At 59.8% G+C, this 13,915-nt stretch carries 11 protein-coding genes and 1 riboswitch; of the genes, 10 read left to right on the forward strand and 1 reads right to left on the reverse strand.

Annotation, left to right across the window (positions count from 1 at the left end; all coding sequences use genetic code 11):
• Positions 1-157 precede the first annotated feature (157 nt).
• Positions 158-263: riboswitch (TPP riboswitch) on the forward strand.
• Positions 264-426: 163 nt separating this feature from the next.
• Positions 427-2,316 (forward strand): phosphomethylpyrimidine synthase ThiC, encoded by a 1,890-nt coding sequence (thiC, locus tag K5K95_RS11315; protein ID WP_222589511.1) that lies wholly within the window; start codon positions 427-429, stop codon positions 2,314-2,316.
• Positions 2,317-2,427: 111 nt separating this feature from the next.
• Positions 2,428-3,708 (forward strand): putative hydroxymethylpyrimidine transporter CytX, encoded by a 1,281-nt coding sequence (cytX, locus tag K5K95_RS11320; RefSeq protein WP_222589512.1) that lies wholly within the window; start codon positions 2,428-2,430, stop codon positions 3,706-3,708.
• Here the strand turns inward: cytX and K5K95_RS11325 are convergent.
• Positions 3,677-4,420 carry an RsiV family protein gene (locus K5K95_RS11325; protein ID WP_222589513.1) on the reverse strand — a complete coding sequence of 248 codons (744 nt, stop codon included), beginning with the start codon at positions 4,418-4,420 and terminating at the stop codon, positions 3,677-3,679. The two genes, cytX and K5K95_RS11325, sit on opposite strands and share 32 nt — an antisense overlap.
• 227 nt (positions 4,421-4,647) lie before the next feature.
• On the opposite strand from K5K95_RS11325, the gene K5K95_RS11330 reads away from it, so the two are divergent.
• The 8 genes from K5K95_RS11330 to parC all read left to right on the forward strand — a co-directional run bounded on the left by K5K95_RS11330 (position 4,648) and on the right by parC (position 13,905).
• A complete protein-coding gene (locus tag K5K95_RS11330; RefSeq protein WP_222589514.1) occupies positions 4,648-5,265 on the forward strand; it encodes an NUDIX domain-containing protein in 618 nt (205 codons plus the stop codon).
• The gene (locus tag K5K95_RS11335; protein ID WP_090176324.1) at positions 5,256-5,708 is read left to right on the forward strand and encodes a DUF1249 domain-containing protein; all 453 of its coding nucleotides are present in this window, start codon (positions 5,256-5,258) and stop codon (positions 5,706-5,708) included. The genes K5K95_RS11330 and K5K95_RS11335 overlap by 10 nt, the downstream gene beginning before the upstream one ends.
• 104 nt (positions 5,709-5,812) lie before the next feature.
• The gene (gene cpdA, locus K5K95_RS11340) at positions 5,813-6,628 is read left to right on the forward strand and encodes a 3',5'-cyclic-AMP phosphodiesterase (protein WP_222589515.1); all 816 of its coding nucleotides are present in this window, start codon (positions 5,813-5,815) and stop codon (positions 6,626-6,628) included.
• 924 nt (positions 6,629-7,552) lie between these two features.
• On the forward strand, positions 7,553-8,161 hold the full coding sequence (locus K5K95_RS11350; protein WP_222589516.1) for a YqiA/YcfP family alpha/beta fold hydrolase: 609 nt from the start codon (positions 7,553-7,555) through the stop codon (positions 8,159-8,161).
• Positions 8,162-8,215: 54 nt separating this feature from the next.
• Positions 8,216-10,120 carry a DNA topoisomerase IV subunit B gene (gene parE / locus K5K95_RS11355; RefSeq protein ID WP_222589517.1) on the forward strand — a complete coding sequence of 635 codons (1,905 nt, stop codon included), beginning with the start codon at positions 8,216-8,218 and terminating at the stop codon, positions 10,118-10,120.
• Positions 10,120-11,109, forward strand: coding sequence for an esterase-like activity of phytase family protein (locus K5K95_RS11360; protein WP_222589518.1), 990 nt, complete (start codon positions 10,120-10,122; stop codon positions 11,107-11,109). Before parE ends, K5K95_RS11360 begins: the two co-directional genes overlap by 1 nt.
• Positions 11,106-11,627, forward strand: a complete 522-nt coding sequence (locus K5K95_RS11365; RefSeq protein WP_222589519.1) for a TIGR02281 family clan AA aspartic protease — start codon at positions 11,106-11,108, stop codon at positions 11,625-11,627. The genes K5K95_RS11360 and K5K95_RS11365 overlap by 4 nt, the downstream gene beginning before the upstream one ends.
• 10 nt (positions 11,628-11,637) lie before the next feature.
• On the forward strand, positions 11,638-13,905 hold the full coding sequence (parC, locus tag K5K95_RS11370; protein WP_222589520.1) for a DNA topoisomerase IV subunit A: 2,268 nt from the start codon (positions 11,638-11,640) through the stop codon (positions 13,903-13,905).
• The last annotated feature ends 10 nt before the right edge of the window (positions 13,906-13,915 follow it).

Here is a 13,915-nt window from a genome sequence, read left to right on the forward strand (position 1 = left end):
AGCGCCAAGGCTACGGCGCGGCCCACACAGCGTCAAGGTGCGGCATGGCTTGCGAGTGTAGTGGTGGCCACGTTCGGCAACAATCCGTTAATTGCGCCATTCATCATGGTGTTTACCGCGGTGTTGGCGTTCTTTGCTGGTTGTGTCTAGACTGGCCGGGTTCTTGTCGGGGTGCCTTGCTATGAGGCTGAGATCGAATAATTTCGGATCCCGTTGAACCTGATCAGGTTAGCGCCTGCGTAGGGAACAAGATTTCTCGTCACCCGGCGAGTCCTCTTGTGCTTCGTCCGGGATGTTGTTCGACAATCGAACACCCCTCGAGCACTGAGCACAGCACAGCTGGTTTTCCCAGCGCACGTGCGTCCATTCGTTTACAGGTTCGCTCCGACAAAAATCCACTGCCTGGATGTGTTCGGAGAGCCCGTGATGACGATAAAACTAAAAGACCATACGAACCTGAGTGACTCGGCCCAAGTCGATCAACAGTCGGTTCAGCCGTTTACCCGCTCGCAAAAAATCTACGTTCAGGGCTCCCGTCCGGACATCCTCGTGCCGATGCGCGAAATCAGCCTCGATGTGACCCCGACCGACTTCGGCGGCGAGGTCAATGCGCCGGTAGTGGTGTACGACACCTCGGGCCCGTACACCGATCCCAACGTCATCATCGACGTGCGCAAAGGCCTGGGCGATGTGCGCTCGCCATGGATCGAATCCCGCGGCGACACCGAGCGCCTGCCCGGCCTGAGCTCCAACTTCGGTCAGGAGCGCCTGGCCGATGCCGAGCTGACCAAGCTGCGTTTCGCCCACGTGAACAACCCGCGCCGCGCCAAGGCCGGGGCCAACGTCAGCCAGATGCACTACGCGCGCAAAGGCATCATCACCGCCGAGATGGAATACGTCGCCATCCGCGAAAACATGAAGCTGGAAGTCGCCCGCGCCGCCGGTCTGCTGGACCAGCAACACGCCGGCCACAGCTTCGGTGCCAGCGTGCCGAAAATCATCACCCCCGAATTCGTCCGCGACGAGATCGCCCGCGGTCGCGCGATCATTCCGGCCAACATCAACCACACCGAACTGGAACCGATGATCATCGGCCGTAACTTCCTGGTGAAGATCAACGGCAACATCGGCAACAGCGCCTTGGGCTCGTCCATCGAAGAAGAAGTGGCGAAACTGACCTGGGGCATTCGCTGGGGTTCGGACACGGTCATGGACCTGTCCACCGGCAAGCACATTCACGAAACCCGCGAGTGGATCATCCGTAACTCGCCAGTGCCAATCGGCACAGTGCCGATTTACCAGGCCCTGGAAAAAGTCGGCGGTGCGGCCGAAGACCTGACCTGGGAGCTGTTCCGCGACACCCTGATCGAACAGGCCGAGCAGGGCGTCGACTACTTCACCATCCACGCCGGCGTACTGCTGCGCTACGTGCCGCTGACCGCCAAACGCGTGACCGGTATCGTCTCCCGTGGCGGTTCGATCATGGCCAAGTGGTGCCTGGCGCATCACAAGGAAAACTTCCTCTACACCCATTTCGAAGACATCTGCGAAATCATGAAGGCCTACGACGTCAGCTTCTCGCTGGGCGATGGCCTGCGTCCGGGTTCGATTGCCGACGCCAACGACGCCGCACAATTCGGTGAGCTGGAAACCCTCGGCGAGCTGACCAAGATCGCCTGGAAGCACGACGTGCAGTGCATGATCGAAGGCCCGGGTCACGTGCCGATGCAGTTGATCAAAGAGAACATGGACAAACAGCTCGAGTGCTGCGACGAGGCGCCGTTCTACACCCTCGGCCCGCTGACAACCGACATTGCGCCGGGTTACGACCACATCACGTCGGGCATTGGCGCGGCGATGATCGGCTGGTTCGGTTGCGCGATGCTCTGCTACGTCACGCCGAAGGAGCACTTGGGCCTGCCGAACAAGGATGACGTGAAGACCGGGATCATCACCTACAAGATTGCCGCACATGCCGCCGATCTGGCCAAAGGGCATCCGGGCGCGCAGATCCGCGACAATGCCTTGAGCAAGGCGCGGTTTGAATTCCGTTGGGAAGACCAGTTCAACCTGGGCCTCGATCCGGACACTGCACGCTCGTATCACGATGAAACCCTGCCGAAGGATTCGGCCAAGGTCGCGCATTTCTGCTCCATGTGCGGACCGAAATTCTGCTCGATGAAAATCACCCAGGAAGTCCGCGAATACGCGGCCAACCAACGGATCGAAACCGTCGATGCCGAAGTCGCCCAGGGATTGGCGGAACAGGCCGAGCGGTTCAAGCAGGAAGGCAGTCAGCTTTATAAGAAAGTTTAAGCGGCAAGTTTAAGCGGCAAGCTGCAAGTTAGAAGCAAAGGCTGGATCTGCTTTTTTCTTGAGGCTTGCCGCTTGAAGCTTGTAACCCATGGTTCCCTTGAGATATCTGACTTGAACACCTACTCCCCTGACACAGCCGTACCCGCCGATAGGCGCGTGTTTGGCGGTCGCGATCTGTTTTCCCTGTGGTTCTCCCTCGGCATCGGTTTGATGGTGCTGCAAACCGGCGCTTTGCTCGCGCCAGGTCTGGGCCTGTCCGGCTCGTTGCTGGCGATCTTCCTCGGCACCTTGGTCGGCGTTCTGCTGCTGGCCGCCGTCGGTGTGATCGGCAGCGACACCGGCCTGTCCTCGATGGCCGCGCTCAAACTCAGCCTCGGCAAACGCGGCGCCAGCCTGCCGGCCGTGCTGAACCTGCTGCAACTGATCGGTTGGGGCTCGTTCGAAATCATCGTCATGCGCGACGCGGCCAGCCTGCTCGGCGCCCGTGCATTCAGCGAAGGCAGCCTGCTGTCGAATCCGCTGCTCTGGACCTTGTTCTTCGGCGCACTCGCGACCTTGCTGGCAGTCAGCGGGCCGTTGACATTCGTGCGGCAGATCCTGCGCAAGTGGGGCATCTGGCTGTTGCTGGCGGCGTGCATCTGGCTGACCTGGAACCTGTTTGCCAAAGCCGATCTGGCCGCCTTGTGGGCGCAGGCCGGTGACGGTTCGATGCCATTCGCGGTCGGTTTCGACATCGCGATCGCGATGCCGCTGTCGTGGTTGCCGCTGATTGCCGACTACTCACGTTTCGGCAAGCGTGCGAAAAACGTGTTCGGCGGTACGGCGCTGGGTTTCTTTATCGGTAACTTCTGGCTGATGAGCCTGGGCGTGGCGTACACCCTGGCGTTCGCGCCGAGTGGTGAAGTGAATGCCTTGTTGCTGGCACTGGCCGGTGCAGGTCTGGGGATTCCGCTGCTGCTGATTCTGCTGGATGAGTCGGAAAATGCCTTTGCCGATATTCACTCGGCGGCGGTGTCCAGCGGGATTCTGTTGCGCTTGAAGGTCGAGCACCTGGCCTTGGCGATTGGCGTGATCTGCACACTGATTGCGTGCCTGGCGCCGTTGGCCCAGTACCAGAACTTTTTGCTGTTGATCGGTTCGGTGTTTGCGCCGCTGTTCGGCGTGGTGCTGGTGGATCACTTCATCTTGCGCAAACGCAGTGCTCAAGTGGCGTCAGCGGCATTGCGCTGGCCGGCGTTGCTCGCCTGGTTGGGCGGGGTGAGCACTTATCACTTGTTGGCAAATCTGTATCCGGACATCGGCGCAACCCTGCCGTCGTTGATTCTGGCAGGGTTGCTTCAGTTCGTGCTGGGTCGGGCCTTCAGTTACGGCCGGGAAACAGCTCAGGCTTGAGAATGCCGTTCAGGCGCGGGTAAGGGATCTTCAGCTCGATGTGGCCCAGCGCGTAAGGCGCGATGGTGCTCACTTCGTACTTGAGGATCACCCCGCCGTAGGTCAGCGCAACGTTCTGGGTTTTCTGGAAATGCCAGCTCTTCAGGAACTCCGGCTCCTGATCGAGTTTGGTGCTGATCAGCCAGCTGTTGTGCGCCACTTGCGCGGCTTTCCAGAACGCCTCTTCCTGTCCCGGCAGCAACATATCCGACAGCGTCAGCACTTTATGCTGCTGGCGCGAATAGTTGATGAAGCTGCGCCCCGGCGTGCCCTGCGCGTTGCCGGTGTCCAGGTAACTGGAAAATTCGACAATCACCAAGCCGTCATGCTGCTCACGTACCTTGGCTTGCAAGTAGCTGCTGGAGTGCGGTGCGGCGGTGCGCAGGAACTGATCGCGATACGCGGCCAGGGTCGGCGCTGCCGGGGCCTCCGGGGTGCGGGTCAATAGCAACAGGTTTTTTTCCACCAGGCCATCCAGTTGTGGCTCGGCCGGAAAGTGCACGGTGTCGATGTTCACCAGCGGGCAATCAGGAGTGGAGCAACCCGGCTTCAATGTTTCCGAGGCATCGCGGGTGGTCTCCAGCGGCGTCCGGTAATTGGGCTGGAACAAACTCTGGCAGGCACCCAGGGTCAGGGCGATTGCGGCCACGGAGGCGATTTTAAAAAACGACATGGGCGTCCTTCACAAAACAGGGAAAGGCGAAAAGTTATCCGCTTCGACTCTCAACGAAGCGGTCAGTTCGCCACTAAGCTAATTAGAGTTGGTTTCGCCCTCACCGTCTATCTCGCTGACTGGAAAGGGGCTGCATCAAACGGTGCGAGCGCGTTAGGATGGCGCGAAGTCGAGGTTGCAAGTCACCAAAGGAGCCTCGTAACGGACTGCAGTAAACGAGGATAGTCATGACTGATTTTGCCAACGCCATTCCGACCGCCGTAGATATCGTTCGGCGTGAAAAGTGCTACGAGGGCTTCTACAAACTCGATCGTGTGCACTTGCGCCACGAATTGTTTGCCGGTGGCATGAGTCGTGAGATCAATCGTGAAGTGTTTGTTCGCCATGATGCAGTGTGCGTGCTGCCGTACGATCCGCGGCGTGATGAAGTGGTGCTGATCGAGCAGTTTCGTGTAGGCGCCATGGGCAAGACCGACAATCCATGGCTGATCGAACTGGTCGCCGGTCTGATCGACAAGGATGAAGTGCCGGAAGAAGTTGCTCACCGCGAAGCGCAGGAGGAAGCTGGGCTTGTGTTCGGGGCGCTCTGGCCGATGATCAAATATTTTCCATCGCCGGGCGGCAGCAACGAGTTTGTGCATTTGTACCTGGGGCGTTGTGACAGCACCGGCGTCGGCGGCCTGTATGGGCTGGAGGAAGAAGCGGAAGATATCCGCGTCACGGTCTGGGCATTCGAAGATGCCTTGCAAGCCGTACGCGACGGAAGAATTGCCAACGCGCCTTGTATCATTGCTTTGCAATGGCTGGCTTTGAACCGCGTTGAAGTGAGGGGGCTATGGTCGTAAACAAGCTGCGCGATCGCTACCGGGTTGACCTTGTAGGGCTGCAAGCCTCTTGCGAGGCCAACTACGCGCGTCTGATGCGACTGCTGCCGGACATGCGCAACGAGCCGGCGGCGCGGCGCATTGCCGTGACTAACGGTGACCAGATGCTCGGCGTGCTGGCCCTCGAGGTGCTTCAAGTCTGTCCGTACACCACGACGCTGCAGGTCCGGCAGGAACATAGCCTGCCATGGCTGCCAGTGCCGCAACTGGAAGTCCAGGTCTATCACGACGCATGCATGGCTGAAGTGGTCAGCGCCGAACATGCGCGACGCTTTCGTGGCATCTATCCTTATCCGAATGCCTCGATGCATCAGCCTGACGAGAAGGCTCAACTGAATATGTTTCTGGGCGAATGGCTGAGCCATTGCCTGGCGTTGGGGCATGAGTACGAAGTCGTCCGTTAACGTGAGTTGTGAACTGTGTCCGGTTCACAGGTTTCCTCTTTTGATCGTCCCCCAGCATAATTGCGGCATTCATCCATCCCGTGATTCAGCCTTGGGAGAACGCCTTGCCGAGCGTATCCACATTGACCACCGCCGATTCGGCGTTATTGGTGCAACTCTCTGACAGTCATCTGTTTGCCGACGCGAACGGGACGCTGATGGGCATGAACACGCGCGACAGTCTGCAAAAAGTCATCGAGTTGGTGCGGCTTCAGCAGCCACGGATCGATCTGATCATTGCCAGTGGGGATTTGTCTCAGGACGGGACGCTGGAGTCCTATCAGCTGTTTCGCGATTTGACGCGGCCGCTTGATGCGCCGGCGCGCTGGATTCCCGGCAATCACGATGAGCCGCGGATCATGGCCGAGGCGGCGGTACAAAGCGCTTTGCTGGAGTCGGTGGTGGATGTCGGCAATTGGCGGGTCACGTTGCTGGATTCGGCGGTGCCGGGGTCGGTGCCGGGGTTTTTGCAGGATGAGCAGTTGCAGTTGTTGGTCCGTTCATTGAGTGAGGCGCCGGAGCGGCATCATCTGGTGTGTTTTCATCATCATCCGGTGTCGATCGGGTGTGCCTGGATGGAGCCGATCGGGTTGCGTAATCCTGATGCGCTGTTTGCGGTGCTTGATCGTTTTCCGCAGGTGCGTGCGGTTTTGTGGGGGCATGTGCATCAGGAGGTTGATCTTGAGCGTAATGGTGTTCGGTTGATTGCTTCGCCTTCTACGTGCATTCAGTTTGAGCCGGGGAGTGATGATTTCAGTGTCAGTGATGAGGCGCCGGGGTATCGGTGGTTGCGGCTTTTGCCTGATGGGCGGGTTGAGACTGGCGTTGAGCGGGTTTCCGGGTTTGCCTTCCGGATTGATTACGGTTCTAACGGGTATTGACGGTTTTGGTTTTGGTTTTGGTTTTGGTTTTGGTTTTGGTCTTGGCGGCCTTTGGGCCGACCATGTTGTGGGGTGACCGGGTACATATCCGTTGCTGCGGTAACGGCGGCTTAGGGTTTCGCCCTGACGGCGACTCACTTTTTTTGACAAACGCCTCAAAAAAAGTAAGCAAAAAAAAGGCTCGCCCCGGCGTCCGGCCCCTCGCTTAGGCTCGGTGTTCCTTCGTTCCGGCATTCATCTGGGGGCATCGCCTTCGGTCTGCTTCGCGACGACCTCCTCTCGATGTGTTCGACTTCGTCGAACGGCGCTACGCGCCCACCCCCCAGATGAACGCCTCCACTCAGCCTGCCGAAGGGGCGGGTAGATCAAGATCAAAAGCTGCAGGCGAGCTACCGCTCGGCCTGTTGAGTGGTGAAGAGCGGGGGTACACCTCGATTTACTGTGGGAGCTGGCCTGCCGGCGATGGCGGCCTGACAGCCGACCAATCTCTCGCAGGTGTACAAAATTCAATTGTGGGAGCTGGCCTGCCGGCGATGGCGGCCTGACAGCCGACCAATCTCTCGCAGGTGTACACAAAAACCTGTGGGAGCTGGCCTGCCAGCGATGACGGCCTGACAGCCGACCAATCTCCTGCAGATGTACACCAAACCCTGTGGGAGCTGGCCTGCCAGCGATGACGGCCTGACAGCCGACCAGTCTCCTGCAGGTGTACACCAAACCCTGTGGGAGCTGGCTTGCCAGCGAAGGCGGCCTACCAGCCGACCAATCTCTCGCAGCTGTACAAAATTCAATTGTGGGAGCTGGTCTGCTCCGGGCGGCGTTCCGACGATGGCGTCCTCGCTGGCACCCCATTTTTTGCGGATGTCCCCGATTCTCCTGACTCCCTGTAAACTGCGCCTTTTTACCGACGCACAGGGAGCTCAAATGTCCGGTTCGATCCTTTATATCCACGGTTTCAACAGCGCGCCAGCCTCTAAAAAGGCCACTCAGTTGATGCAGGTGATGGATCGTCTGGGTCTGAGTGATCAGTTGCGTGTCCCGGCCTTGCATCATCATCCCCGCGAGGCCATCGGTCAGTTGGAGAGGGCGATTGAGGAGCTGGGGCGGCCGCTGCTGGTCGGCAGCTCACTCGGCGGCTACTATGCGACTCACTTGGCTGAACGCCATGGTTTGAAGGCTCTGTTGATCAACCCTGCGGTCAGTCCGCACCGGATGTTTGACGGGTTCCTGGGGACGCAGAAAAACCTGTATACCGATGAAGCCTGGGAATTGACCCACGACCATGTAACGGCGCTGGCTGAGTTGGAAGTGCCGGCGCCCCAGGATCCGCAGCGGTTTCAGGTGTGGTTGCAGACCGGCGACGAAACGCTGGACTATCGCCTTGCCCAGCAGTATTACCGAGCCTGTGCCTTGCGCATTCAGGCCGGTGGCGATCACGGTTTTCAGGGTTTTGCCGCGCAGTTACCGGCAATGCTCAGTTTTGCCGGCATCGGCGCAGATTTGTATCAGGCGATTGATTTCACAGCACTGTGAGCCTTCACCTCTTTTTCCTTGAACATATTTACAGAAGACGGACGACGAGACCCCATGGCCACTCCCAGCGCTAGCTCCTATAACGCAGACGCCATCGAAGTCCTCTCGGGCCTCGACCCGGTGCGCAAACGCCCCGGCATGTACACCGACACCAGTCGGCCGAACCACCTTGCCCAGGAAGTCATCGACAACAGCGTCGACGAAGCCTTGGCCGGGCATGCGACGTCGGTGCAGGTCATCCTGCATGCCGATCACTCTCTGGAAGTCAGCGATGACGGGCGTGGCATGCCGGTGGACATTCACCCGGAAGAGGGTGTGTCAGGCGTCGAGCTGATCCTCACCAAGCTTCATGCGGGCGGCAAGTTTTCCAACAAGAACTACCAGTTCTCCGGCGGTCTGCACGGGGTGGGTATTTCGGTGGTCAACGCCTTGTCGACCGAAGTCCGGGTGCGCGTAAAGCGTGACGGCAATGAATACCAGATGACCTTCGCCGACGGTTACAAGAAAACCGAGCTGGAAGTGATCGGCACCGTTGGCAAGCGCAACACCGGCACCAGCGTGTTCTTCGCGCCGGACCCGAAATACTTCGATTCACCGAAATTCTCCATCAGTCGCCTCAAGCACGTGCTCAAGGCCAAGGCCGTTCTGTGCCCGGGGCTGCTGGTCAGTTTTGAAGACAAGGCCACCGGCGAAAAAGTCGAATGGCATTACGAAGACGGCCTGCGTTCTTACCTCGTCGATGCCGTCAGCGAATTCGAGCGTCTGCCGGACGAGCCGTTCTGCGGCAGCCTGGCCGGCAATAAAGAAGCGGTCGATTGGGCCTTGTTGTGGTTGCCGGAAGGTGGCGACAGCGTTCAGGAAAGCTACGTCAACCTGATCCCGACGGCGCAGGGCGGTACGCACGTCAACGGTTTGCGTCAGGGTTTGCTCGATGCCATGCGTGAGTTCTGCGAATTTCGCAGCCTGCTGCCGCGCGGCGTGAAGCTGGCGCCGGAAGACGTCTGGGAGCGCATCGCCTTCGTCCTGTCGATGAAGATGCAAGAGCCGCAATTCTCCGGCCAGACCAAAGAGCGTCTGTCGTCCCGTGAAGCGGCGGCTTTCGTCTCCGGTGTGGTCAAGGACGCCTTCAGCCTGTGGCTCAACGCCAACCCGGAAACCGGCATGCTGCTGGCGGAACTGGCCATCAACAACGCTGGCCGTCGTCTGAAGGCCAGCAAAAAGGTTGAGCGTAAGCGCATCACCGCAGGTCCGGCGCTGCCGGGCAAACTCGCCGACTGCGCCGGGCAGGACCCGATGCGTTCCGAGCTGTTCCTGGTGGAAGGTGACTCCGCCGGTGGTTCGGCCAAGCAGGCGCGCGACAAAGAGTTTCAAGCGATCCTGCCGTTGCGCGGCAAGATCCTCAACACCTGGGAAGTCGACGGCAGCGAAGTGCTGGCCAGCCAGGAAGTGCACAACATCGCCGTGGCCATCGGAGTCGATCCTGGCGCGGCGGACATGAGCCAGCTGCGCTACGGCAAGATCTGCATCCTCGCCGACGCCGACTCCGACGGCTTGCACATCGCCACGTTGCTTTGCGCCTTGTTCGTCCAGCATTTCCGCCCGCTGGTGGATGCCGGTCACGTCTACGTCGCGATGCCGCCGCTGTACCGCATCGACCTGGGCAAAGAGATTTACTACGCCCTGGACGAAGCCGAGCGCGATGGCATTCTCGATCGCCTGGTGGCCGAGAAGAAACGCGGCAAGCCGCAGGTCACCCGATTCAAAGGCCTGGGTGAAATGAACCCGCCGCAGTTGCGCGAAACCACCATGGACCCGAACACTCGGCGACTGGTACAGCTGACGCTGGACGATTTTGCCGCGACCTCGGAAATGATGGACATGCTGTTGGCGAAGAAACGCGCCGGGGATCGCAAATCCTGGTTGGAATCCAAAGGCAACCTGGCCGAGGTTCTTGGTTGATGCGGCTTGGCTTAGTCCTGGCGTGTGGGTTGCTGCTGACCTCGTTGACGGTCTCTGCCGAACCGGCGCCGGAGCTGCGCGTGTTGTCCGAACATGCCGTCGATGGCATGCGCGGCGGCAATCTGTCGGGGCTGGCCCAGTGCGGCAAGGACCTGTGGACGGTTTCCGATCGCGACGATGATCAGATCTACCGTCTCGACACGACGGCCAACATCTGGCAAGCCGAAACCGTGCATATCGACGTACCTCCGGTGCCGGACACCGGTTTGCCCTGGGGGTTGCGGGCGCGGACCTGGGCGGCCTCTTTCGTGCGGGGCGGGGATCTGGATTTCGAAGGGATCACCTGCGACAGCGCGGGCAATCGTTACATCGTCAGCGAAGGCCATGCGGCGGTCCTGCAAGTACCGCTAACGGGGCCGGCAAACTGGCTGAAAATTTCGCCCATGATGGTTCGCGAGGCTCGGGCCAGCGGCATGTTGCTGCAATTCAATGCAATATTCGAAGGTCTGGCGATCAATCCGGCAGGCGACCAAATGTGGCTCGCCGCAGAGCGCCAAAGCCGCGGTTTGCTGCTGATCAAGCGCAAACAGACTGTCTGGGATTGCGACGGGCGTTGTGTGCTATTGAGCGAAGCAGGCATGGAAATGCAACCGCCGCAATTTCCCAAGGCCAGAGCGGTCAACCGGGATTTTTCCGACCTGTCATTGTTCGAGGGCAAGCTGTTTACCCTTGATCGCAACGCCTATCAGATCTGTCGTCGCGATCCACAGACTGCCAAGGTCGAGCGCTGCTGGTCGTATGCCGCCGAGTTGTTGCAGGAAAACCGACGGTATTCGCAGAACTACGGTCTGGAAGAGGCATTGATCATCGACGCCGACGGTGCCTGGATTGGCGTCGACAACAACTTTGGCCCCCGCGCCGATGGCGAGGTCCGCCCGGTTGTCTGGCGCTTCGCAGCGCCTGAAGGTGGCTGGAGCGCCCAGCTTTGAGCCAACAGACGCCAGGAAAACGTGCCGGTCGCGTTTTTATGGTGTTGGCCTGGTGCGCTGCACTGTTTTTGGCGACGCGGTTTTTCGGGCAGTGGGAGGCGCGTCAGCAGAACCCCTATGTCGTCGTCACCTCGCAGCAGGGCGAAGGTTTTATCGAGGTGAAGCTGGCCAGTAACACACAGGGGCATTTCGTCGCCAGCGGCCAGATCAACGGCCAGGCGGTGAATTTCATGCTCGATACCGGGGCGACCGATGTGGCGATCCCGGCAGAAATGGCCGAAAGGCTGAAGCTGGAACAAGGCTTCGGGGTCACCCTGAGTACGGCCAACGGTCGCACGGAGGGGTATCGAACCCGCGTCGACCGGCTGCAACTGGGCGATATTGTGTTGCGTGATGTGCGCGCCATCGTCGTGCCAGGCCTGGATGGCAATCAAGTGCTGCTCGGAATGAGCGCGCTGAACAAACTTGAATTTACCCAGCGCGGTGGCACCATGCTGCTGCGCCAGACAACGAACTGATGAGGCCCGCATGAGCGACTCCCTTGATCTCAGCCTGGACGGTGTAGAACGCCGGTCACTGGCTGACTTCACCGAAAATGCCTACCTCAACTACTCCATGTACGTGATCATGGACCGTGCCTTGCCGCATATCGGCGACGGCCTGAAACCGGTACAGCGACGCATCATCTACGCGATGAGCGAGTTGGGGCTGGACGCCGATTCCAAGCACAAGAAATCGGCGCGTACCGTCGGTGACGTGCTCGGTAAATTCCACCCGCACGGCGACTCGGCCTGCTACGAAGCCATGGTCCTGATGGCCCAGCCGTTCAGCTATCGCTACACGCTGGTCGACGGTCAGGGCAACTGGGGTGCGCCGGATGATCCCAAGTCCTTCGCCGCCATGCGTTACACCGAAGCGCGGCTGTCACGTTATTCCGAAGTGCTGCTCAGTGAACTGGGCCAGGGCACCGCGGACTGGGGGCCGAACTTCGACGGTACGCTCGACGAGCCTCTGGTGTTGCCGGCACGTTTGCCGAACATCCTGCTCAACGGCACCACCGGCATTGCCGTGGGCATGGCCACCGACGTGCCGCCGCATAACCTGCGCGAGGTGGCGACGGCATGCGTGCGTTTGCTTGATGAGCCCAAAGCCACGGTCGAACAGCTCTGCGAGCACATCCAGGGGCCGGATTACCCGACCGAAGCGGAAATCATCACGCCCCGCGCCGATCTGCTGAAAATGTACGAAACCGGCAAGGGCTCGGTGCGCATGCGCGCCGTGTACCACATCGAAGACGGCGACATCATCGTCACCGCGCTGCCGCATCAAGTCTCCGGCGCCAAGGTGCTGGAACAGATCGCGGCCATGATGCAGGCCAAGCCGTCCAAGGCTCCGCAGATCGCCGACCTGCGAGACGAGTCCGACCACGAGAACCCATGCCGGATCGTGATTATCCCGGGCGCGCGCAAGAACTTCGACCACGATGCATTGATGCAACACCTGTTCGCCAGCACCGAGTTGGAGTCGAGCTATCGGGTCAACATCAACATCATCGGCCTGGACGGCAAGCCGCAGTTGAAAAACCTGCGTGCGCTGCTGGTGGAATGGCTGGCGTTCCGCGTCCAGACCGTGCGCCGTCGCCTGCAATTCCGCCTGGACAAGGTCGAGCGTCGCCTGCACCTGTTGGACGGTTTGTTGATCGCCTACCTCAACCTGGATGAAGTGATCCACATCATCCGTACCGAGGAACACCCCAAAGCCGCGCTGATCGAGCGTTTCGCCCTGAGCGAAATCCAGGCCGACTACATTCTGGACACCCGTTTGCGTCAATTGGCGCGACTGGAAGAAATGAAGCTGCGTGCCGAGCAAGATGAACTGCTCAAAGAGCAGGCCAAGCTGCAAGCCTTGCTGAGCAGTGAAGCCAAGCTGAAAAAACTGGTACGCACCGAACTGATCAAGGACGCCGAAACCTACGGCGACGACCGTCGTTCGCCGATCGTCGAGCGTGCCGAGGCCAAGGCCCTGACCGAGCACGATCTGCTGCCGAACGAGAAAGTGACTGTCGTGCTGTCGGAAAAAGGCTGGGTGCGTTCGGCCAAGGGCCATGAAATCGACGCCACCGGGCTTTCCTATAAGGCTGGCGATGGCTTCAAGGCCTTGGCGCCGGGACGCTCGAACCAGTTTGCGGTGTTTATCGACTCCACCGGTCGCAGCTATTCGGTGGCCGCCCACACGTTGCCATCGGCACGGGGCCAGGGCGAGCCCCTGACCGGCCGTCTGACACCACCGCCAGGGGCAAGCTTCGAATGCGTGCTGATGCCGGAAGACGATTCGCTGTACGTGATCGCCTCCGACGCCGGGTACGGTTTCGTGGTCAAAGGTGAAGACCTGCAAGCCAAGAACAAGGCGGGCAAGGCGCTGTTGAGCCTGCCGAACAATTCGAAGGTCATTCTTCCGCGTCCGGTAACGGACCGCGAGAATAATTGGCTGGCCTCGGTGACCACCGAAGGTCGCCTGCTGATCTTCAAGATCAGCGATCTGCCACAATTAGGAAAAGGCAAAGGCAACAAGATCATCGGAATCAATGGTGAGCGTGTGGCCAGTCGCGAAGAATATGTCACGGACATCGCCGTACTGCCGGAGGGCGCCACGCTGGTGTTGCAGGCCGGAAAACGTACCTTGTCACTGAAAGCTGACGACCTCGAACACTACAAAGGTGAGCGTGGCCGTCGAGGCAACAAACTGCCACGTGGCTTCCAGAGGGTAGATGCGCTGCTCGTCGAAAACCTCAATTAAGCGTGCTAGA

The organism is Pseudomonas sp. DR48 (genome assembly GCF_019823085.1).
Lineage (GTDB): Bacteria > Pseudomonadota > Gammaproteobacteria > Pseudomonadales > Pseudomonadaceae > Aquipseudomonas.

What these genes read in the sequence shown, in the direction of transcription:
- thiC (WP_222589511.1), top strand. Translation starts at nt 427, where the DNA reads ATGACGATAAAACTAAAAGACCATACGAACCTGAGTGACTCGGCCCAA.
- K5K95_RS11335 (WP_090176324.1), top strand. Translation starts at nt 5,256, where the DNA reads ATGGTCGTAAACAAGCTGCGCGATCGCTACCGGGTTGACCTTGTAGGG.
- K5K95_RS11350 (WP_222589516.1), top strand. Translation starts at nt 7,553, where the DNA reads ATGTCCGGTTCGATCCTTTATATCCACGGTTTCAACAGCGCGCCAGCC.
- K5K95_RS11330 (WP_222589514.1), top strand. Translation starts at nt 4,648, where the DNA reads ATGACTGATTTTGCCAACGCCATTCCGACCGCCGTAGATATCGTTCGG.
- K5K95_RS11325 (WP_222589513.1), bottom strand. Translation starts at nt 4,420, where the DNA reads ATGTCGTTTTTTAAAATCGCCTCCGTGGCCGCAATCGCCCTGACCCTG.
- parC (WP_222589520.1), top strand. Translation starts at nt 11,638, where the DNA reads ATGAGCGACTCCCTTGATCTCAGCCTGGACGGTGTAGAACGCCGGTCA.
- K5K95_RS11360 (WP_222589518.1), top strand. Translation starts at nt 10,120, where the DNA reads ATGCGGCTTGGCTTAGTCCTGGCGTGTGGGTTGCTGCTGACCTCGTTG.
- parE (WP_222589517.1), top strand. Translation starts at nt 8,216, where the DNA reads ATGGCCACTCCCAGCGCTAGCTCCTATAACGCAGACGCCATCGAAGTC.